17 protein-coding genes are annotated in these 21,743 nt (G+C 43.4%); 8 read left to right on the top strand and 9 right to left on the bottom strand.

What is annotated here, in order from left to right; genetic code table 11:
- The first annotated feature begins 20 nt into the window (after positions 1–20).
- The 3 genes from ylqF to mutY all read left to right on the top strand — a co-directional run bounded on the left by ylqF (position 21) and on the right by mutY (position 3,328).
- Positions 21–977 carry a ribosome biogenesis GTPase YlqF gene (gene ylqF / locus QL886_RS09775; protein WP_290178556.1) on the top strand — a complete coding sequence of 319 codons (957 nt, stop codon included), beginning with the start codon at positions 21–23 and terminating at the stop codon, positions 975–977.
- A gap of 23 nt (positions 978–1,000) precedes the next feature.
- Positions 1,001–1,939, top strand: a complete 939-nt coding sequence (locus QL886_RS09770) for a GIY-YIG nuclease family protein (protein WP_290178555.1) — start codon at positions 1,001–1,003, stop codon at positions 1,937–1,939.
- 147 nt (positions 1,940–2,086) lie between these two features.
- On the top strand, positions 2,087–3,328 hold the full coding sequence (gene mutY / locus QL886_RS09765; protein WP_290178554.1) for an A/G-specific adenine glycosylase: 1,242 nt from the start codon (positions 2,087–2,089) through the stop codon (positions 3,326–3,328).
- A gap of 88 nt (positions 3,329–3,416) precedes the next feature.
- Here mutY and QL886_RS09760 read toward each other — a convergent pair whose 3' ends face one another.
- The gene (locus QL886_RS09760) at positions 3,417–4,319 is read right to left on the bottom strand and encodes an acyl-CoA thioesterase II (protein ID WP_057761915.1); all 903 of its coding nucleotides are present in this window, start codon (positions 4,317–4,319) and stop codon (positions 3,417–3,419) included.
- Between the two features lie 360 nt (positions 4,320–4,679).
- A complete protein-coding gene (gene rapA, locus QL886_RS09755) occupies positions 4,680–7,568 on the bottom strand; it encodes an RNA polymerase-associated protein RapA (protein ID WP_185156624.1) in 2,889 nt (962 codons plus the stop codon).
- A 450-nt stretch (positions 7,569–8,018) separates the two neighbouring features.
- On the opposite strand from rapA, the gene QL886_RS09750 reads away from it, so the two are divergent.
- Positions 8,019–8,966, top strand: coding sequence for a D-2-hydroxyacid dehydrogenase (locus tag QL886_RS09750; RefSeq protein ID WP_290178553.1), 948 nt, complete (start codon positions 8,019–8,021; stop codon positions 8,964–8,966).
- 33 nt (positions 8,967–8,999) lie between these two features.
- Here QL886_RS09750 and QL886_RS09745 read toward each other — a convergent pair whose 3' ends face one another.
- Both QL886_RS09745 and QL886_RS09740 read right to left on the bottom strand, forming a co-directional pair.
- Positions 9,000–10,625 (bottom strand): NAD(P)/FAD-dependent oxidoreductase, encoded by a 1,626-nt coding sequence (locus tag QL886_RS09745; protein WP_290178552.1) that lies wholly within the window; start codon positions 10,623–10,625, stop codon positions 9,000–9,002.
- A 94-nt stretch (positions 10,626–10,719) separates the two neighbouring features.
- On the bottom strand, positions 10,720–11,433 hold the full coding sequence (locus QL886_RS09740) for an RluA family pseudouridine synthase (protein WP_290178551.1): 714 nt from the start codon (positions 11,431–11,433) through the stop codon (positions 10,720–10,722).
- Between the two features lie 481 nt (positions 11,434–11,914).
- On the opposite strand from QL886_RS09740, the gene trxA reads away from it, so the two are divergent.
- The 3 genes from trxA to QL886_RS09725 all read left to right on the top strand — a co-directional run bounded on the left by trxA (position 11,915) and on the right by QL886_RS09725 (position 14,580).
- Entirely contained in the window at positions 11,915–12,241 is a 327-nt protein-coding gene (gene trxA / locus QL886_RS09735) for a thioredoxin (RefSeq protein WP_057761928.1), read from the top strand.
- 525 nt (positions 12,242–12,766) lie between these two features.
- On the top strand, positions 12,767–14,035 hold the full coding sequence (gene rho / locus QL886_RS09730) for a transcription termination factor Rho (protein WP_055125334.1): 1,269 nt from the start codon (positions 12,767–12,769) through the stop codon (positions 14,033–14,035).
- A 317-nt stretch (positions 14,036–14,352) separates the two neighbouring features.
- Positions 14,353–14,580, top strand: a complete 228-nt coding sequence (locus QL886_RS09725) for a hypothetical protein (RefSeq protein WP_101204904.1) — start codon at positions 14,353–14,355, stop codon at positions 14,578–14,580.
- A gap of 194 nt (positions 14,581–14,774) precedes the next feature.
- Here the strand turns inward: QL886_RS09725 and QL886_RS09720 are convergent, their stop codons facing one another.
- Entirely contained in the window at positions 14,775–15,662 is an 888-nt protein-coding gene (locus tag QL886_RS09720; protein WP_290178550.1) for a neutral zinc metallopeptidase, read from the bottom strand.
- A gap of 544 nt (positions 15,663–16,206) precedes the next feature.
- Between QL886_RS09720 and QL886_RS09715 the strand changes: the two genes are divergently transcribed.
- Positions 16,207–16,563, top strand: coding sequence for a hypothetical protein (locus tag QL886_RS09715; RefSeq protein ID WP_057761933.1), 357 nt, complete (start codon positions 16,207–16,209; stop codon positions 16,561–16,563).
- A 246-nt stretch (positions 16,564–16,809) separates the two neighbouring features.
- Here the strand turns inward: QL886_RS09715 and QL886_RS09710 are convergent, their stop codons facing one another.
- From QL886_RS09710 to rplT, 4 genes are all read right to left on the bottom strand, one after another.
- Positions 16,810–17,109 carry an integration host factor subunit alpha gene (locus tag QL886_RS09710; protein WP_057761935.1) on the bottom strand — a complete coding sequence of 100 codons (300 nt, stop codon included), beginning with the start codon at positions 17,107–17,109 and terminating at the stop codon, positions 16,810–16,812.
- Positions 17,110–17,324: 215 nt separating this feature from the next.
- A complete protein-coding gene (gene pheT / locus QL886_RS09705; protein ID WP_290178549.1) occupies positions 17,325–19,724 on the bottom strand; it encodes a phenylalanine--tRNA ligase subunit beta in 2,400 nt (799 codons plus the stop codon).
- Between the two features lie 188 nt (positions 19,725–19,912).
- Complete coding sequence (gene pheS, locus QL886_RS09700; protein WP_290178548.1) at positions 19,913–20,968, bottom strand: phenylalanine--tRNA ligase subunit alpha; 1,056 nt, start codon at positions 20,966–20,968, stop codon at positions 19,913–19,915.
- A gap of 327 nt (positions 20,969–21,295) precedes the next feature.
- Positions 21,296–21,652, bottom strand: coding sequence for a 50S ribosomal protein L20 (rplT, locus tag QL886_RS09695; protein ID WP_011281252.1), 357 nt, complete (start codon positions 21,650–21,652; stop codon positions 21,296–21,298).
- Positions 21,653–21,743 lie beyond the last annotated feature (91 nt).

Genomic DNA, 21,743 nt, shown 5'->3' with positions numbered 1-21,743 from the left:
ATAAAAGGTTATGAAAGCAGATGGATAAGAGAGCAAGTATTCAGTGGTTCCCTGGGCATATGAACAAAGCCCGTAACGAAATCAAAGAAGTCATGCCGCAGATGGATTTGGTCATCGAGGTCATCGATGCGCGTATTCCTTATAGTAGTGAAAACCCAATGGTCGCAGCACTACGCGGTGAAAAACCTGTTATCAAAATCCTGAACAAAGCTGACCTTGCCGATCCTGAGTTGACTCAAGCATGGATGGATTATCTCGAGCAGCAAGATGGGGTCAAAGCCATTGCGTGCGATACTGAAAAAGCCAATGATGTAAAACGTATTATCGCTATCTGTAAGCATCTCGTACCCAATAAAGTCGGGACTGGTCGCCAAATCAAAGCGATGATTATGGGTATTCCAAACGTTGGTAAATCAACGCTGATCAATACGCTAGCAGGACGCGCTGTGGCGAAGACAGGCGATGAGCCAGCCGTGACCAAATCGCAGCAGCTAATTAAGCTCGACGATGACATCATGCTTTATGACACACCTGGTATGCTATGGCCAAAAGTTGAAAACGAAAACTCTGGTTATCGTTTAGCAGCGACAGGCGGTATCCGTGATACTGCTTTTGATTTCGCTGATGTGGCCAGCTATACCGCTGAGTACCTGATGCAAGCCTATCCTGAGCTGCTAAAAACCCGCTACAAAATTGAAGAGCTGCCAAAGACTGATTGGGAGTTTTTTGAAGTGGCTGGGCGCAATCGTGGCTGTGTACGTGCGGGCAATCAAGTCGATACGTACCGTATGTCTGAGATCCTCATCAACGAGTTGCGTAGCGCAAAGATTGGTCGTATCACGCTTGAAACACCAGCGATGATAGAAGCAGAAGAAATCGTCGTCGCGGAACAACGACTCGCTGCTGAAGAGAAGAAAAAAGCTAAAGAGGAAGAAAAGCGCTTACGTCGTCTAAAAACGCGAAAGAATCGGAAGTAGATTCACCAATAATCTAAGTTACTATGAATCCATTAATACCATCGGCTAAAACCATTCAAATTTATCTGCCAAAAGGTAACCCTCGTGGGTTGCGTTTGGCAGAGATGACTACACGTACAGTAAGATTAATTGAAATCCCCCGTATCCATATTGACGATTTTTTTGCGATGCCCGATGCCAATCAAGTTGGTTTGTATTTTTTGATTGGTGATACCGATAGTGTAGAGAAGCCGTTACTTTATGTTGGACAAACTGGCGATCTTAAAAGACGTCTTAACCAACATGATGACAAAGACTTCTGGACACGGGCTTTTGTCATGCTTTCGACCAATAACTCTATGACACAAACCCATGCGCTATATATGGAACATAAGGCTATCGCAACTGCCATTGAGGTGGGACGTTACGAACTAAAAAATGGAAATAATGGTAATAAACCGCATACACCTGACCCATTAAAGGCTGATTGCGAGGAATTATTCCACACTCTTGATGTTTTACTATCCACTTTAGGACAGCCTATTTTCGAGTCCTTGGCTATTCATGATAGCCTTTATAGCAACGAGACTTATAAAAGCAAATCGACTGATTCCACCATTGCTAAAGTTACTCAAATAATCGATGAAGCTCCAACGAAAACTATTCCAGCTCTGTTTTACTATAAGGTAAAAGATGGTGATGCTAAAGGATACTATGACGACGATGGCTTTGTAATATTAGCAGGTTCTCTAATACGGCAAACACAAACGTCATCAGCTCCACCATTCGTAGCTAAATTGAAAGAGAGTCTACTCAGTAGCGGCAAACTCGTAGCCATAAACGATAAAAGCTATAAACTCACTGAAAACCATTTATTTAAAACACCCAGTGGAGCCAGTTCTTTAGTGTCAGGACGTTCAACAAACGGGTGGATTAAATGGAAGAGTGAATCGGGTGAAACTTTAGACAGTGTCTATCGATAAACTCTTACTTCTCTATAGCGATACTATCTATCCCCTTTATTTATAAACAATTAAGCCTCATATATTGGTAAATAGTTTTATCTATTTACCTTTTTTCCTGCCAACTCCAAATCCTATATATCCCTGTTCAACTTACAAGGAATACTCTTGCCTACTCAATTTTCTCAGTCACCTACTTCCCTAAACTCCTTTGCCCCACGCCTACTAGATTGGTTTGCCGAAAACGGTCGCCATGACTTACCTTGGCAACAGCACCAAACCGATACGCCAAATCCTTATATCGTTTGGTTATCCGAAGTGATGCTTCAGCAAACGCAAGTGACCACTGTACTGCCCTACTTTGCACGTTTTATGGCATCGTTTCCGACCGTGCAGGATTTGGCCGCAGCAGAATGGGATACCGTAGCAGAGCATTGGGCAGGGCTTGGCTATTATGCGCGTGCGCGTAATTTGCATAAAGGTGCCAAGCAGTTGGTCGAAGTAATCGATGAAACTGGTAACTTTCCACAGACGCTCACAGGATGGGAAGCGATTTCTGGTGTTGGGCCATCGACCGCTGGTGCAATTATGGCGATGGGACTGCATCATTACGGCGTTATCTGTGATGGCAACGTCAAGCGAGTAATCACGCGTTGGGCAGCGATTGATGGTGATATCACCAAGTCTGCTACGACTAAAGAGCTGTGGGCATTGGCAGAGCGCCTGACACCTACAGAGAACTCAGGACTATTTGCGCAAGCGATGATGGATATGGGCGCGACATTATGTACCCGTAGCAAGCCTGCCTGCCTATTATGTCCATTAAAAGAAGACTGCCTAGCCCATGCGCAAGGGCGTGAGACTGATTATCCCGTCAAAGCCAAAAAGCAGCCCAAACCTAGTAAGTTCAGTGATGCCCTGCTGATCGAAAGTGCAGATGGTGACATACTATGGCTACAGCGCCCTGACAACGGTATCTGGGGCGGATTATGGAGCTTACCATTACAGTTCGTGGAAAAAGTTGATGGTAAAACGAGTGGTAACACTGCGAAGAAAGTAGAAGCTAACGATGACAAACTATCGAATATGCCAAATGACGTACGTAGTAATGAAAAAGTATACGAAGCAGAATTTACCACTGCCGAGCAAATCATAAATGAATGGCTGATAAAAAATGAACTGGTGGCAAAGTCAGTCAGCAATACCTTGCTCGATGACGCCCCTATCAAGCATTCGCTGACGCATTTTCACTGGTATTTGACCCCACGTAAATTGACGATTAACGCGACGCAGGTAACTGAACTAAATCAAAAATTAGCAGCGGCTGAAATTGACTTTAAATGGCTAACCGAACAAAAAGCGCAGGACAGCCTAGGGCTACCTCGCGCGATGGTTAAGATCTTAGAGTAAAAAGTTGGAATAAAAAAAAGCGACTCATTATTAATAACGAGTCGCTTTTTTATAATGACAATCTAAAGGCAGCTGAGCCTACAGCACTCTAAGACTTTGGCACACGTAAACGCATAAGTCCTTCTTGTTGAACGGTAGCGACCAGTTTACCATCTTGCCAAAACTGACCATGATTCAATCCTTTCGCATTAGACGTGGTATCGCTCCACATGTCGTACAGCATCCATTTATTTAGGTCGAAGTCACGATGGAAATGCATTGAATGGTCAATACTGGCAGCTTGCAGACCACTGGTCATAAAGCTAACACCATGTGACATTAGCCCTGTACCAACCAAATAAAAGTCTGACGAAAATGCCAATAGTGCTTGTTGAATGGCCACTGGCTGATTACCCAATTCACGAATACGTAGCCAGTTTGCTTGCTTAGGTTTCATTGGTTCTGGGCTAATCGGATTACGCGGCTTCACTGGCTTAATCTCGACATGACGGCGGCGCATAAATCTTGCTTTTAGCGCTTCTGGTACTTTTCCGACATTTTCTTCTTTTAGATCTTGCTCTGTCAGCAAGTCTTCTGGCGGTGGATAGACAGGCATATCTTCTTGATACTCAAGCCCATCTTCCATCGGCGAAAACGAGGCAATCATTGAAAATATTACTTGTTCAACAGGCGGCTTACCACGTACTTCTTTGTACTGAATAGCCGTGACTTCACGTGCAGACAAGCTACGACCATCACGCAATCGACGAACTTGATATATCACCGGTTGGTTAATATCGCCACCACGCAAAAAATATCCATGCAGTGAGTGACAAGGTTTGTCTTTATCTAATGTATGCGCCGCTGCCATAATCGCTTGAGCGAGCACTTGCCCACCAAATATACGACTGCCCACATAGTCATGGCTTTTACCCTCAAACACATCAGGGGTAACTTCAATAAGCGCGATAGTAGCCAGCAGCTCATCAATCAGTTGTAGATTATCGGACATGACGATATGTTTCCTTATTTTTATCAAAAACGCTCAGCATCTGATGATATTGATGCCATATAGCCATCATATTTGAATGTAAAATAATGCGAGATCACTTGTTAAGATCTGTCGAAGGAGACCTTAAAATAAACATACAGACATCGTTAGCGATGTTATCACCGAATATTTATTTTCTATAGAAAAGGTAAACATCTTACCCAATATTGGTGGCTTTGACTAGTTGCTGTCAGCTTACTCATAAGTATTGCTTGTCAGTTTTTGCCAGACAAATCTCAACTAAAGATCAAAGCAAGCAATCTCAACCATAAAAAAACGAGATGTATAATAACACCTCGTTTTTGACAAATACGCCGATGTTTATGGCTTAACTGCTACGAGTACGCGAATAGAGTCCGGTACTAATGACAAGTTACCAAGCGCTTGCTCACCTTGAGCTTTAAGCTGCTCTAAACGCTCAATCTCTTCAGGACGTACGTTTGGATTGATCGTCTGTAGATGTTTTAGACGCTTGATTTCACGTGACCACTGCTGGCTAAAGCGGCTACTTGCTTGCTCACCAATTTCAGCGATCTGCTGACGAGCAATGTCTTCAGCTTCGTAATAACGCTGCTCAATCACATCACCGCGTACTTTAATGACTTGGCGGGCACGGTTTTTATCCAAACGCTCAACGTGCGGCATAATCATCTCAGCACTGATACGAGCCGATAAATCACTGCCCTGCTCACTGATAAAGACACGGATATTTTGCGTGGACAAAGTCGCTGGCAGATTGAGCACTTTTGGCGCGATTGCTTCAACACGGAAGTTCACCTCTAGCAGTACCATACCTTGCGGAACAGCGGCACTTTTTAGCATGGCAACTGTCGTATTACCAAACGTGCTGGTACTCGCTAGCTCATAAATCGCCCGCATCAATGGATGCTCGTGAGTGATAAACTCGATATCTTCACGCTGAAGCGCTTGCTCACGCTCAAAGGTCAGGGTCATACCGTCTTCATCACCAAGTGGTAAACCATCAATATAGTCACTGATCTCGGTGCTATCGATAGGCGCGATAACCCACGAGCCATCACGTTGGATGTTGTGATCGATATTGGCAGATGCAAAGAAACGCTCAATAAAGTGCGGCAGCAAATTATTACCATCGAAGTCACGCATAGCATCGGCGATACGACCTGCGACACGCGGACGGCATGAGTTGTACTCTAACAGGCGATCACGACCAGCTTGTAGCTGTGCTTCTAGTCCCAAACGTGTCTGTAGCGCCTCGTCAATGATGTCTTGCAAGATGACATTATTTTCAGCGGTATCAGCACCCTCAAGCATTGGCTTAAGCTCTTGAATATATTGCTCTTGTACGCTTTGTGCGGTTGGCGATATCTGATTGAACATGTTCAGCGCATCGTTATACCACTGATACAGACGCTCTTGCGCTGTACCTTGTACGTAAGGTACATGTAGCATGATTTGCTGCGTCTGACCGATACGATCTAGACGGCCGATACGCTGCTCTAACGTATCTGGATTAGCAGGTAGATCCCATAGTATCAACTGGCTTGCAAACTGGAAGTTACGACCTTCTGAACCAATTTCTGAACACAGTAGTATCTGAGCACCTTCACTATCTGCAAAGAATGCGGCCGCTTGGTCACGCTCAAGCAAAGTCATCTGCTCAGTAAAGATAGCTGTTTTGATACCTGCATGCAGACGCAACACCGCTTCTAAACTCTCTACCGTCGCGCCACTACGAGCGATTAATAGAACTTTTTGATGCTTAAGCTCACCGCGTAAGATATCAATCAACCAAGAAACACGTGGATCATCTTCTAGCCAGCCACCGTCTGGTTGGTTTTCTTCGCCCCATAGCTGCTCACGCAACTTGCCATTGGTTTGATAGCTATCTTTCCATGCTTCAGGAAGTGGCAATGGATATGGCTGGCTACTGCGGCCATAGAAACCTTTCACACTCTCACGAGTATTACGGAACAAAATACGACCTGTACCATGACGATCTAGTAGCTCGTTTAGCGCATGCGTTCGTAGTTTTTCATCTTCATTGATTGAAGATAGTTCTTCAATACTAATATCTAATAGACTACTTAAGGCAGCAATTTGGCCTTCATTCAATGGCTTTTCTTCTATTAAGACGCCAGCAACTGCTGCTGTTTCTGCAAAAGCTTCTTGACCATCGATAAACTCATCCAAATCATCAAAGCGATCTGGATCAAGTAGACGCAAACGGGCAAAGTGGCTTTGCGCACCAAGCTGCTCTGGCGTTGCTGTCAATAGCATCACGCCTGGCGTTTCTTCTGCGAAATCTGCAATCAAGTCATACTTATCATTGCCGCCCTGTGCTTCATCCCAATGCAGATGATGCGCTTCATCAACGACCAATAAATCAAACCCTGCATCCATCGCTTGGTCGTATAAGTCTGGGTGATCGAGTAATAGATCCATACCACCAATGATACATTGCTCAGTAGCAAAGACGTTTTGTTCAGGATCGTGTTCTTTGATAGCCGCAGTACGCACTAGATCAAACAAGGCAAAGTTTAGGTTAAAGCGGCGACGCAGCTCAATCATCCATTGATACTGCAAACTATCAGGTACTAAAATCAATACACGCTCAGCTTTGCCCGTTAGCAACTGCTGATGAATAATCATGCCCGCTTCGATGGTCTTACCAAGGCCAACTTCATCAGCCAGTAGTACACGCGGTGCAATACGCTTACCGACTTCATGTGCGATATACAGCTGATGCTCGATGATATCGACACGTGCACCCATTAGGCCTTTTAGTGGATGACCTGCCAGCGCTGACTGCATGCGCAAGATGTCTTGGCGCAGCTCATACCAGTCACCGCGCTCAATACGGCCAGCAAGCAAACGCTCAAGTGGCTTGGCCAACGTGATATTGGCAGCAAGGCGGGTTTCCATGATGCCGCGCTCGTGCTCATCGACGCCATATTTGAGTACACCCATCACCTCATCAACAGCATTGACCGTATAGCTTTTGCCATCTTGGTCGTAGATGCTATCGCCCACTTTAAACACCACGCGCGATAATGGCGCAGAGTTTTTTGCATAGACGCGTGTCTCTTCACTTTGCGGAAATAAAATATGCACACATCGGTCGTCAACATCGATGACCACACCTAAGCCAAGCTCAGACTCCGTATCAGATAAATAACGTTGACCAACGGCGAATTCAGTACTGTGCAATGAAGCAATAGAGATAGTCATAAGGCGATGTCTTTTGTACTCAGATAATGAAATTTAGATAGCAATGGTAGATTGTGATAGCGGTAAGATTACAAAGAACATAAATCGTCAATAGACGCAAAATAAATGTCGTAATCTTAGTAGAGCCAGCAGCTCAGTCACACCATTATATAACGTTAGCGGGTAGATGAGTGCGTTAAGTTGAATTTTCAAGAGGCAGCTTGCGATAGCTATGATTTTATAAGCTATTTGATCGATACTATGTTAGACAAATACACGATTGTTAAATAATACAGATTGTCCTATTTTATCAGCAGCTTATATCTATTCGATCGATATTTGGCCGATTCGTTTTTGACTAAAAATACCAACGTGCTACATTAAGTCGATAAGAAATCATGCGATAGCCATTTATTCGCTAACCATTTATTCGCTAACTATTTATAAGACAACAATAAGTAAGGACTAGCCATGCAAGCCGTTTTTTTAGATAAAGGTACTTTTTCTGATGGTATTGACCTGCCAGCGCCAATAGGTGTGAGCGATTACATCACTTATAACGACACGCCAAAAGACACGGCTACCATCATTGAGCGTTGCAAAGATGCTGACATTATTATCACCAATAAAGTGCAGATTGGCGCTGAGGTGATAGAGCAACTACCGAAACTTAAGCTTATCCAACTGACTGCCACTGGCATGAATAACGTCGATCAAGAGGCTTGCGATAAGCACGGTGTTGCGCTGTTCAATGTCGCTGGTTATGCGGTCAAAAGCGTGCCCGAACACACATTTATGCTTATGTTAAATGCAATGCGCGCAGGCATCCACTACCATCAGAAAGTCGCTGATGGCACGTGGCTGGCAAACGGCAATTTTTGCCTGCTGGATATTCCGCTGATTGATTTGGAAGATAAGACGTTAGGTATTATCGGTATTGGCACCATCGGCAAGCGCGTAACCGAAATCGCTCGTGCCTTTGGTATGACTGTACTATGGGCAGAGCATCAAGGACGTGAACCACGCAGCGACGACTATACCGCGTTTGATGAAGTGCTAGCGCGGGCAGATGTAGTCAGTCTGCACTGTCCATTGAACGAACAAACTGAGCATCTTATTAATAAAGACACTCTAGCGAAGATGGTTAAACAGCCGCTCATCGTCAACGTCGCACGTGGCGGCATCGTTGATAGCCAGGCATTAACTGACGCGATTAATAGTGAGCAAATCATCGGCTATGCTAGCGATGTGTTTGAACAAGAACCGATCGCTGACAATGACCCCTTGCTCAGTATCAGCGACCATCCACGTATTATCTTTAGTCCGCACAATGCCTGGGGCAGCAAAAGCGCCCAAGAGACCTTGTGGCAGATGTTAAGCAAGCAAGTGGCCGATTTCATCGACAACCATCATCAATAACTATATCAATAACTATCAATAACTATCAAGATACTAACGACTAAACCGTAACCAATCGTCTTTTATCTTGCGATACTTAAGCATGACTCGATCGCTTAGATAGTTGTTGGTCACGAACCAAGGATAGCGATCGCCTTGCTTAGGTAGCTCGTCTTTGCCGCGTCTGACATATCCAGACGATAGCGAACCCATTACGGTATCTGCTTGAGCACAGGCTGTCATATCTGCAGTCTGTGCTTGTGGTAATGCAACTTGATAGCGGTTTTTATGCATATATCCCAGTAGCCTCACTACATACTGACAAGATAAATCGATTTTTAGTGTCCACGAGGCATTGGTATAGCCAAACAGTGCAGCCAGATTAGGTATGCCTTCTATCATGACCGCTTTGTAGGTCATACGCGTGCCAATATCGACAGCTTGACCGTCGATATATACCGCAGCCCCACCCAACATCTGTAGCTTTAAGCCAGTCGCGGTAACGATGATATCAGCGTCGAGATGCTGGCCAGATTGCAGCATAATCCCTGTTTCAGTAAAGTGGCTGATTTGATCGGTCACCACTGTTGCGCGTTTGTCCTGCAGAGCTTTGAATAAATCACCGTCAGGTACCGCGCATACTCGTTGATCCCATGGGTTATAGTCAGGCATAAAATGCTTGCTATCAACGCCGCTACCTTTTAACTCTTTCTTAACCCCATTTTTTAAGACTGCCTTCATCACCTTGGGTGCATGAGTCGCAACTTTGTACAGGCCTTGCTGTCTCAACACATTGCGCGCACGCAGTACCGTATAAGCTTGCTCTTTTGATAATGGTGAAAACTTGCCAGATAGCCAGTCGATAGCATAGTCGTCGCCCGGCACGCTTGCCACATAGGTCGGCGTACGCTGCAGCATCGTGACATGACGCGCACACTGACCACTGTCTTTATCTACTAGCGCAGGTAGCAACGTCATCGCTGTGGCACCGCTACCAATAACGACGACTTTTTTATCATCATAATTTAGATTATTCCAGTGCTGTGGATGAATGATTTGACCGTGAAAATCCTCCTCTCCTTCAAAATGAGGGCGATAGCCTTGCTCATAATCATAATAACCAGTGGCACCTACGATAAACTTGGCAGTCTTAACAAACCTCTCACCGCTTGCATAGTTTTTGATGGTTACTGACCACTGTTGATCCTCGCTAGACCATGATATCTGCTGAACTTCATGCTGATAATGGATATGTTCGGTCACCCCAAACTCGCGTGCCGTATCGGCAATATAGCGCTTGATATCATCGCCTGCTGCAAGCATTCTATAATCAAGCCACGGCTTAAAGTTATAGCCAAAGGTCAAGGCGTCAGAGTCAGAACGAATCCCGGGATAGGTAAATAAATCCCATGTACCACCCAAATCAGCACGCTTTTCTAAGATAGCAAAGCGCTGTGGAAGTTTTTGCTTATTAGTCGGTTTTGCCTGCTTTTGCTTTTGGGGAGCTTTATGACCGAATAGACCTTTATGCTGCTGTTGCTGTAAACGGCAAGCCATGCCAATACCTGCAATACCCGCACCGATGATCAATACTTCATAATCGGCTACTTTATCCGTCTTTGATTTTCTACCTTTAAAGCGGTTTTTGATAGCCTGTTTGGTAGTGGTGATATCAAGCATACTTTCATCCTTGTATTTGCATGACTGGCATTTTATAGCTGGCTTTAGAGCCGTTTATCGCATCTATTAACAGTAAGCGGTAAAATCTAACGCTTTAAAATGGGCAAGGACTCTCCCAGTCCATCCAAGCACCCAGTACCGGATGCTTTAAACGCAATTGCTGTGCATGCAAGTTGAGCCTTGGTGCTATCTCTAGTGCGGCACCTTCAGCATAAATCGGATCGCCAATCATCACATGATCGACATGGACCATATGTACGCGTAGCTGATGGCTGCGACCAGTGACTGGCTTTAGCATGACCCTAGTAACTACCTCGCCATTACAGGTTTCGTGAGCCACCACTTCATATAACGTCAGTGCATGCTTTGACCAGTCGTGATCGACGATATGGCGCGGTTTGGTACTTGGCTCATAACGCACTGGCACTGATATCTCACCAGTTGCGCCGACCTGCTCCCATTCACCAAAAACACGTGCTTGGTATTTCTTTTGCGGTAGACGCTCGATGAATTGCTTACTGATATTGGTTTGCGCTGCTGCATTTTTTGCAAAAATAAGCAGTCCCGACGTGTCCATATCTAAACGGTGAATCAATTTGACAGCTGGATTGGCACGCTCAAGACGAGCAAGCAGACTGACTTTGAGTGTTTTACCATCGACGCTCAATAGGCCTGCAGGTTTATCAACCACCCAAATGTCATCGTCTTCGTAAACCGTAATCTCTTGTGCAAAATTTTTAAAAAACTCAAGCGGATAAGCACTTTCTTGGGCATTGAGGGCACTAACTTCTTCATCGGTAAAAGGCATAAATTTAACTACTTATGTAAATTGGTTTTAAGATAAGGATTTTTGGTGGCTAATCTTTTGGACACGATAGCTATATTTGCCACGATAGCCATTTTAAGAACAATGGTTATTTGGACAAAAGAGCAAAAATTTGGCTGATTTTTAACGTTATTAATATCGCTAGCTGCTAATCACTAGCTACTATATAAACAAGGTATAAAATACGACTTCTATAGTGCCGAGATACATACTTTGATAAAGATAATCGTATTAAATAACAGATTAGACACTCTTGTGCTGCACCGTTTCGATTTATTGTGCTAATACTAGTTGTTAAACAATTTAACCAGCCTGTATCTGTCAAATTAGGGCAAACATGTTAATATAATGGCACATTTTCACCCCTTCTAAACAATTCTTTGACCACCAACTGATTTATTATTAAACCAATATATAGGTTGATGAGTGGTGATAGAAGTAATAAAACAAGAGAGATAAAATTATGTCAGACCTTATTGTACATACTACCGACACGGACTTTGATCAAGACGTTCTACAATCAGACGTACCTGTACTAGTAGACTTCTGGGCGCCATGGTGTGGTCCTTGTAAAGCCATCGCTCCTATTTTAGAAGATCTAGCGACTGAGTACCAAGGTAAAGTTAAAATCGTTAAAGTAGACGTAGACAACAACCCACAAGCGGCTAGCCGTTTCGGTATTCGTAATATCCCAACGCTATTTGTATTCAAAGATGGCGAAAAAGTTGATTCAGTAATGGGCCTACAGCCAAAAGCTGAATTGGCTAAAGTACTAGACAAGCATTTATAAGTTACATTTGCTCGCTCTAGATGAACTTGAGCGGGTAAAATAGAATAACCGAGAAAGCCATTATCTAACCAAGATAGTGGCTTTTTTGCTTGTTTTTTGTGCAAAAAACTCGATAATGTGACTTTTTTGGCAAAATTTATTGACAACGCTATTGTGAAGACCGTATAGTCTGCTGACAAGAGAAAACCAACTGTTTTCCTAAGTATCTTGTCGCTATTCTCCTCGTGTTTATCAACAAAAACACAATCGTCATTATAAACACCATTGCTGAACAAAATGACTAAACGCAATTACTGATATTGAGTTTTTGACGCAGACTCTTATGTAGCCTTTTTTATCCTTATTTCTTATTACCTTGCATCCAATGATGGCAATGCGTACATAAGCAGACATATAAAACCAAAACTACATAAACTACAGCGCTGTGCACACACCCATATCATCATATTACCGTTATTTTAATCACTGTCGTGACTTGTGCTGCTAATGGCATCTCTCATCTGATCAATTGCTAATGACCTATCTATGAATCTTACTGAATTAAAGAAAAAATCAATCGCTGAGCTATTGGCTATCGCCAAAGAAATGGGTCTTGATAATATGGCGCGTAGCCGTAAACAGGACATTATCTTTGCTATTCTAAAAACCCATGCGCGTAACGGTGAAGCCATTTATGGTGACGGCGTACTTGAGGTTCTTCCTGATGGTTTTGGATTTTTGCGCTCATCAGAAGGCTCATATTTAGCCGGTCCTGATGATATTTATGTCAGCCCTAGCCAAATTCGCCGTTTCAGTCTAAAAACTGGTGACAGTATCGCTGGTACAATTCGTCCACCAAAAGATTCTGAGCGTTATTTTGCATTGTTAAAAGTTGGCGAAATCAACTTTGATACGCCAGATCGCTCACGTCATAAGCTTATCTTTGAGAACCTGACGCCCCTATTCCCAACTGAGCATTTAAAACTTGAGCTTGGTAACGGAACCACTGAAGATTTGACTGGTCGTATCATCGATCTAATCGCTCCGATTGGTAAAGGTCAGCGTTCTATCATCGTCGCACCGCCAAAAGCGGGTAAAACGATGTTGCTACAGACGATCGCGCAATCAATCACTCGTAATAATCCTGAATGCTATTTGATCGTACTACTGATTGATGAGCGTCCAGAAGAAGTTACCGAGATGGTACGTACAGTACGCGGTGAAGTGGTTGCTTCTACTTTTGATGAGCCACCACAGCGTCACGTACAAGTTGCTGAAATGGTCATCGAAAAAGCCAAACGTTTGGTTGAACACAAGCAAGACGTGGTGATTTTACTTGATTCAATTACGCGTCTAGCACGTGCTTATAACACGGTCATCCCATCATCAGGCAAAGTATTGACGGGTGGTCTGGATGCCAACGCCCTAGAGCGTCCAAAACGTTTCTTTGGTGCTGCGCGTAACGTTGAAGAAGGTGGTAGTTTGACCATTATTGCCAGTGCATTGATTGATACTGGAAGTAAGATGGATAGCGTTATTTTTGAAGAGTTTAAGGGAACGGGTAACCAAGAGATCACGCTTGAGCGTGACTTGGCTGAAAAACGTGTATTCCCTGCGATTAATATCAAAAAATCTGGTACACGCCGCGAAGAGCGTCTATTGGACGAAGACAAGCTGCGTAAAGTATGGATTTTACGCAAACTACTTCAACCGATGGATGGCGTACAAGCCACTGAGTTCTTATTGGACCGCCTAAAAGAAGCGAAAACCAATGATGAATTCTTTGAGCAAATGAAGCGTAAGTCACAAAACTAATTCTTAGTTAACTTGTTAAACATATACAGCTTTGATTTGATATTAAGACTACCTATAGGTAGTCTTTTTTATAGCAATATCGAAGTATTAATAGTTAAGCCGATTAAACTATACTGCTCTGTCGTTCATAGGCATTGCTGATGATACAGTACGGCAACATCGCTTACATCTCGTTTGCAAAGTTTAGCGTTTTTACTACGACTATATTATTAGTAACCGACTATTATGACAGACAGTAGGAATATACTTGAAAATATCATGGACACAGTATTTTGAAGGTATTGTATCTTAAACTTGATGACTTAATAGGTGATAATATGAAATTTGCTAAAACGATCGCAATGACTGCCATTACTAGCTCAGCCCTAATCATGACTGGTTGTAACTCTTATAGCGGTATGAGCAACACAGCCAAAGGTGCTACTGCTGGAGCAGCAGCTGGTGCTCTTATCAGAAGCAAAGGCGACAGCAAAGATATCGCTCGTGGTGCATTGGCTGGTGCAGCGATTGGCGGTGCTGGTGGTTATGTTCTTGATAACAACTAAATCTTTCTACGCTGATATTATTTGACAATTGATTGAGTAATATCAGATAAAAGATAATAAAAAGCCTGCAACTCGTTGCAGGCTTTTTTATGTCTTAATTTTGATTATAAGTCCATGTGCTAGGCTTATAATCAAAAACGTTAGTATGAAAAAGCATCATTAATCAAATACACGATTATTAATATCTATGGCCATTAAAGTGCACCGCTGAACGTATCGCAAGATTGTACATTACCGCTTTCTAGACCACGGGTGAACCATTCGACACGTTGTTGACTGGTACCATGAGTAAAGTTATCAGGCACTACTGCACCACCGCTCGCTTTCGCCAGACGATCATCACCGATTTGACTAGCTGCATTCACCGCTTCGTCAAGATCACCAGCCTCTAAAAACTGTACACGTTCTTGATTGCGCTGTGCCCATACACCAGCAAAACAATCCGCTTGCAACTCTTGCAATACTGATAGCTTATTGGACTGTGCTTGGGTCACTTGCTGACGAGCTTCATTGACCTGTTGGCTAATGCCCAGTAGCGTCTGTACATGGTGACCTACTTCATGTGCTATCACGTAGGCCTGTGCGAAATCGCCAGCCTTGCCTTGGTTATCTTCACCACCAGAGCCTTGCTGATCGCCTGAAATACCAAGATTCTGACGCATCTCTACGAAGAATGACGTATCCAAATAAACAGTCTGATCCCCTGGGCAATAAAATGGACCTGTGGCAGAGCTAGCACTACCACATGCCGAGCTGACCTGACCATTAAACAAAATCAATGACGGCTCTTGATAAGTGCTACCAGCTTCGTTAAATATTTGATGCCAGACTTCTTCTGTATCTGCTAGTACAACTTTTACAAACTGCGTGTCTCGGTCTGTGCTGGTTGCAAGCTCGGTAGATGACTCACTACCACCACCTGTGACCGCTTGACCTGTCTGTAATGCGGTCATTGGGTTTACCCCAAATACCAACCACAAGATACCAGCGATAATAATACCGCCAATACCACCGCCGATCATCTTACCGCCACCTGTGCTAGAGCGCACATTTGAGCTACCTCGTCTACCTTGCCATTTCATAATTCTATTCCTCAAATATAGATTGATTCATTACTTCTATTAACCACTGTCTCTATTAGCCACTACTTCTATTACTCATTACTGATGTTATATACTATTTAGCCAGTCAATTCACGTTATGACCTAGTCTACTATCCTAAAAGCAAGGAGAAACCTATAAAATTGCTAACTTAACTAGGATTTATGTAATATAGGACGATAATCGGACTATTTAATTCAATTCTTACCCATATAAACGGGATTAATATCGATAATTCGAGACAATAAATAATAACCAAAAAAGCTCTTAATCTATCTCATGTCTTTGATTATACGTCGATTAATTTGGCTTCTTGTATTAAAAAGTATATCGGATAGAGAAAGTAAAATATTATTTTAAATTTTATTGTTACTTAATTGTACAAGCTATTTCTATTTACTTAGAAAACCTATAGAATGCGTGGAAGCTGAGTAGCTGTGACTAAGACTAGTTGAATTCTGAGAAATCTCGGATTTCGACCTTTGTTGCTGCTACTGCTCATTTCATTTTTCCGGAGAAAACCATATGAAACTTAAATTACTTGCTCTAGCTGGTATCATGACTGCAACTATGGGCCTTACTGCCTGTGATAGCAGCAAAGAAAACGCTGCTGAAGATTTATCTGACGCGCAAGAAGAAGTGCAAGACGCTTCTGAAGAGCTAAACGAAGCTGCTGCTGAAGGCGAAATGACTGCTGATGCTGACGCTGCTGTTGCTGGCGCTGAAGCTGACATCGCTGATGCACAAGCTGCAACTGCTACTGACGAAATGGACGCTGAAGTTCCTGTAGACGGCGACACCACTAGCGTAGACGTAGCTAGCGAAACTGATACTGCTGCTGTTGAAGCTTCTGACGAAGTAGTAGTTGAAGAAGCTCAGTAATTTATTGTTCATACAATAGATAAACTGTAGTAAAAAAAAGAGAGCCTATGCTCTCTTTTTTTATGTCTATCGTTTATGATCTTAGTAGGATGCTACTTTATAGATAACCCTAATATACGAGGCATGCTGCAATATCGAAATATATAGATGTACGCAAAAATAACTAAGTGCAAATACGCACTAGCATTCTTATTATTTCACGATAAAACAGACACACTATCGTTCAGCACAGCGCCAAACTAAGTATTAGCTATCGAACAAACGCTCGTCAACCTTCTGACGAAATTTCTGCCCTGTCTTAAAAGTAACCACACGGCGCGCAGATACTGCAACAGGCTCCCCTGTTTTCGGGTTACGGCCTGGACGGCTGTTTTTATCTTTAAGCTCAAAGTTGCCAAAGCCTGAAAGCTTGACCTCTTTGCCATCAATCAAACTCTCTGACAGCTCATCAAAAAAGTTCTCCACCAGACAGCGACCTTCTTGGCGTGTTAGGTTTAGGTGACTCATCAAATGCTCAATCATGTCAGATTTGGTTAAGGTGCTCACAGTACGACTCCTATGCTATGTCGTGATGTCGAATATCATGGTTTAGCGGTATGAGGGTTAAGGCTAGCTATTATAAAGGTTTTTTGACCGTTTTTTAACAAAGTCTTCATTAAAATCCTTTATTAATAACCACTTAACTTATTCTATGAATAGCAATGCTCCGTAGCCTCGTGGTAAAAAGACTACAGAGCATTGGGTATAATACTTACTAAATGTTAGCTGTCGCGCAGCTGTACTGAATGCTGGTCAGTTAGCGCTTGTACCACTTTATCTGTGGCAGTCTTGACGGCTTCGTCAGACAACGTTTGCGTACTATCTTGCCATATCAGTGCAAACGCTAGTGAGCGCTGACCTTCTGGTACTTTGTCACCTTGATAGACATCAAATAACCAAAGATCAGTCAACAAATCACCTGCCGCAGCTCGCACGGTTGTCTCTAGTGTCTGCAAACTGATGTCACTGTCTACCAAGATAGCAATATCACGGCGTACTTGTGGGAACTTGCTTGGTGTCGTGATAGCATGCTGCTCACGTGCAATCGTCAATAGCGGTGCCAGTGACAATTGAGCGACCCATGTAGTCGGCAGATCTAACTGCTTAGCAGTATTTGGGTGCAACTGACCCAACCAACCAACGTATATATCATCGATGTATAACTCAGCGCTTTGTCCTGGATGCAGGAAACTCAGCGTACTACGCTCATAGCGGATACGTGCGCTATCGATTTGTGCTGGTAATAGCTGCTCAATATCATGCTTTAGGTCATAAAAATCTAAGGCGCGGTTTTGATAAGCTTGCTCGCTCCATATATCACCAACTGCAACTAAAGCAATACTTGGCGTTTGTACTAAGTCACTAATACTTTGTCCAACAAAGCTAAGACCCGTCTCAAAGAAACGTACACGTGGCTGTTGACGATTCAAGTTATATTGAACGCAAGGCAGTAGGCTCGATAGCAAGGTACGACGCATAACGGCTAAATCATTAGAGATAGGGTTTGCCAGTGCCAACACCTCCCCTAGCGCTTCGTCGTCAAGTAATGCTTCTAGTTTTGCATCACTAAAGCTAAAGCTAATCGCTTCCATATAGCCGTTGTCAACTAATGATAGCTTCATCTCATGCGTCAAATCTGCAGTATCATCATAGTCCATGCTGACTTGCAAATGTGGCAGGACGCTTGGAATATTGTCATAGCCATAGATACGAGCAATCTCTTCGATTAAGTCCTCGCGGATACTCATATCAAAACGATAAGATGGCGGCTTGCAAATCAGTGAATCGCTCTGCTGCTCTACATCAAAACCCAATTGGGTCAAGATACGTACCATCTCAGTTGGTTCAATATCAATCCCAATGACATCACGAACTTTCGCGATTGGCAATGTAATCGGTGCGCGTGCTGGCAAATGCTCAAGGTTTTCGGCCGCGACTATTTGACCTGCTTCCCCGCCAGTAATACTGGTGATTAAATCACAAGCTCGTGCCAACGCCAATGCTGGCAATTCAAAGTCGACGCCACGCTCAAAACGCTGTGATGCGTCCGTATGTAGCCCAAAACGACGTGCGCGTGCAGCAATAGCTAGCTGATTAAAGAAAGCGCTTTCTACAATGATATTGGTCGTGCTATCAGTGACACTGCTACGCTGACCACCCATAATACCAGCCAGTGCCAAGGCACCTTTGTCATCAGCAATCACAAGTTCATCACCGGTCAAGGTAACGGTTTGCTCATTTAGCAAAGTAATGGTTTCATCAGGCTGTGCCAAACGTACAACGATATCACCTTCGATCGTGTCTGCATCAAACGCATGTAACGGTTGACCCAATTCCATCAATACATAGTTGGTCACATCTACCAAGAAATTGTGTGAACGTAGGCCTGACTGTACTAGCGCATCTTGCATCCATTTCGGAGTATCGATGCTACGGTCAATATTGCTAATCGACTGCAGCAGATAGCGAGGACACGCTTCCTTTGCATCGACTGTCACAGCTGGTGTTGCGGCAGTGCCAGCAGTATTGGCCGAGATTTCTGGCGTTTGTACAGGTAAGTCGTTGATGACAGATATTTCACGAGCGATACCACGTACGCTAAAGCAATCACCACGGTTTGGGGTGATTGAGATATCCAATATTTGATTATCTAAACCTAGATATTCACGAATATCTGTACCAACTGGTGCATCTTCAGGCAGCTCAAGCAAGCCATCTATATCATCGACTAAATCAATTTCAGAAGCGCCACATAGCATGCCATTTGAGGCCACACCGCGTAGCTTACTCTTTTTGATTTTAAACCCTTTCTTATCATCGCTTGGCAATACCGCACCAACGGTAGCAACCGGTGCTTTCATACCGACGGTCACATTAGGCGCGCCGCAGACAATTTGTAATGGCTCAGCGTCACCGATATTTACCTGAGTAACACGTAATTTATCTGCATCAGGATGCTGCTCAACGCTGATGACTTCACCGACAACCACACCGCTAAAAGCACGGGCAACCGTATAGCGATCATCAATCTCAAGACCTGCCATAGTCAACTGTTCGGCTAACTGTTCGCTAGTATTTGTAGGGTTTACCCACTGACGTAGCCACTGTTCGCTAATTTTCATAAATATCTCGGATCAGAATTTTATAATAAAGATGTTGGAGTAAAGCTTGGCGAATTCGCTTGCTATAGTCAATCCTATATAAATTAGATACAATGTCAGGCTCGCTCAGTCTACGATTTGTAGCACTTTCACTCACGTTCCTTGGATCTAAATTATCTTGAACTGACTATATAGGTATAAGGAAAACTCTAGCCAAATTGCTTTAAGAAGCGCACGTCATTTTGGAAAAATAAGCGCAAGTCATCAATACCGTAATAAAGCATCGCAAAGCGCTCGATACCCATACCAAAAGCAAAGCCAGTATATTTATCGCTATCAATACCGCAATTGGTTAATACCTGTGGATGCACCATGCCGCAACCCATCACTTCAAGCCACTTGCCATTGTCATCTAAGATATCCACTTCTGCAGAAGGCTCAGTGAACGGGAAAAATGACGGACGGAAACGTACGGTCAGCTCTTTGGCAAAAAACGCTTCTAGAAACTCACTGATTAAACCTTTTAGCTCAGCAAAAGTGCTCGACTCGGTGACCATAAGGCCTTCTAGCTGATGGAACATCGGCGAATGAGTTTGGTCTGAGTCATTACGATAAACACGACCTGGGCAAATGATGCGAATCGGCGGCTCATTTTTTTCCATGGTACGAATCTGGACAGGACTAGTATGCGTACGCAATAGATAATGCGCATCAAAATAGAATGTATCATGCATCGCGCGCGCAGGATGGTGCGACGGGATATTCAACGCTTCAAAATTATAGTAGTCGCTCTCGACTTCAGGGCCGGTTGCGACATTGAAGCCCGCTTGAACAAAGTACTGCTGCATACGCTGAGTAATCATGGTCACTGGATGCAGATGACCTTTTTGACCACCGCGAGCAGGCAACGTGATATCAATACTCTCGGCCTCTAGCTTGGCATTGAGCGCTGCGACTTCTAGTTGTTGCTGTTGGTCTGTCAGTGCTTGCTGAATGCGACTACGCACTTGATGCAACCAGCCGCCATAGGTTTTTTTATCATCAGCATCGAGCTTGCCCATCTGCTTTGACCAGCCCGTTAACGGACTCTTTTTACCAGTCAATTGCACACGCAAATCTTGTAGTGTACGCGCATCAGTTACTTGTAGGATTAGAGCTTCAGCAGCATTTGCAAATTCGGTAAGCTGAGCTTCGTTAAGCTCATTAAGCTCTGAAGACAAGGTCGGTAGCGCCGACAAGTCGTTGGTGGCAGCAGGGTTAGTCATAAGACGCATTATTCCTGATTTGAACGGACTATTAATTGTAGGGATTTGACCAAATATTGCAAACCATTTATCCAGTTATGTTTATATAAAAAATTGATATAAAGGCTGGCTATAAGAATGGCTTGAATATTTAGACGATAATAAGCGTATTTTTGCTCGACAATGTTCAATATAGAGCACACTTAAAATAATTTAATATAAAAAAAGCCACCGACCAGCGGTAGCTTTTATTAATATCATACTATTAATCAATATTAGTCCTATCCATTTAGACAATTGCTTATAAATAATTATTTAAAAGCATCATACCTAAAGGACGGTTAATATTTAGGCCAATTCCGCTTTTGCTTTTTCGACCAATGCTGTGAAAGTCGCTGCATCATGCATAGCGATGTCTGCTAGAACGCGACGATCGATTGCGATGTTTGCTTTTTTCATGCCATTGATGAAGCGGCTATAGCTTAAGCCGTTTAAGCGTGCACCAGCATTGATACGTGCGATCCAAAGACGACGGAAAGTACGTTTCTTGTTGCGACGGTCACGATAAGCATATTGACCAGCTTTGGTCACTGCCTGTACCGCTACGCGGTAAACACGTGAACGGGCACCGTAGTAGCCTTTTGCGCGCTTTAAGATTTTTTTGTGACGGCGATTTGCCTGTACACCACGTTTTACACGGGCCATAATTTACTCCAAGATTTTTTAATCACTGTTAAGCGAGTGATGATGCCGTTAAATAACAAACATCATTGTCAGATTGCAAAGTCAAATATTT

The sequence above is a fragment of the Psychrobacter sp. APC 3281 genome, assembly GCF_030407815.1.
Lineage (GTDB): Bacteria > Pseudomonadota > Gammaproteobacteria > Pseudomonadales > Moraxellaceae > Psychrobacter.
Note: the sequence above shows the minus strand (reverse complement) of the source record. Positions and strands in the feature narration are given on the sequence as shown.

Bases quoted from the DNA above. Each gene is read 5' to 3' on its own strand.
- pheT (WP_290178549.1), bottom strand. From the start codon at position 19,724: ATGAAAATTAGCGAACAGTGGCTACGTCAGTGGGTAAACCCTACAAAT.
- QL886_RS09760 (WP_057761915.1), bottom strand. From the start codon at position 4,319: ATGTCCGATAATCTACAACTGATTGATGAGCTGCTGGCTACTATCGCG.
- rapA (WP_185156624.1), bottom strand. From the start codon at position 7,568: ATGACTATCTCTATTGCTTCATTGCACAGTACTGAATTCGCCGTTGGT.
- QL886_RS09770 (WP_290178555.1), top strand. From the start codon at position 1,001: ATGAATCCATTAATACCATCGGCTAAAACCATTCAAATTTATCTGCCA.
- trxA (WP_057761928.1), top strand. From the start codon at position 11,915: ATGTCAGACCTTATTGTACATACTACCGACACGGACTTTGATCAAGAC.
- rho (WP_055125334.1), top strand. From the start codon at position 12,767: ATGAATCTTACTGAATTAAAGAAAAAATCAATCGCTGAGCTATTGGCT.
- QL886_RS09720 (WP_290178550.1), bottom strand. From the start codon at position 15,662: ATGAAATGGCAAGGTAGACGAGGTAGCTCAAATGTGCGCTCTAGCACA.
- QL886_RS09750 (WP_290178553.1), top strand. From the start codon at position 8,019: ATGCAAGCCGTTTTTTTAGATAAAGGTACTTTTTCTGATGGTATTGAC.
- QL886_RS09715 (WP_057761933.1), top strand. From the start codon at position 16,207: ATGAAACTTAAATTACTTGCTCTAGCTGGTATCATGACTGCAACTATG.
- QL886_RS09725 (WP_101204904.1), top strand. From the start codon at position 14,353: ATGAAATTTGCTAAAACGATCGCAATGACTGCCATTACTAGCTCAGCC.
- rplT (WP_011281252.1), bottom strand. From the start codon at position 21,652: ATGGCCCGTGTAAAACGTGGTGTACAGGCAAATCGCCGTCACAAAAAA.
- QL886_RS09745 (WP_290178552.1), bottom strand. From the start codon at position 10,625: ATGCTTGATATCACCACTACCAAACAGGCTATCAAAAACCGCTTTAAA.
- QL886_RS09740 (WP_290178551.1), bottom strand. From the start codon at position 11,433: ATGCCTTTTACCGATGAAGAAGTTAGTGCCCTCAATGCCCAAGAAAGT.
- pheS (WP_290178548.1), bottom strand. From the start codon at position 20,968: ATGACTAACCCTGCTGCCACCAACGACTTGTCGGCGCTACCGACCTTG.
- ylqF (WP_290178556.1), top strand. From the start codon at position 21: ATGGATAAGAGAGCAAGTATTCAGTGGTTCCCTGGGCATATGAACAAA.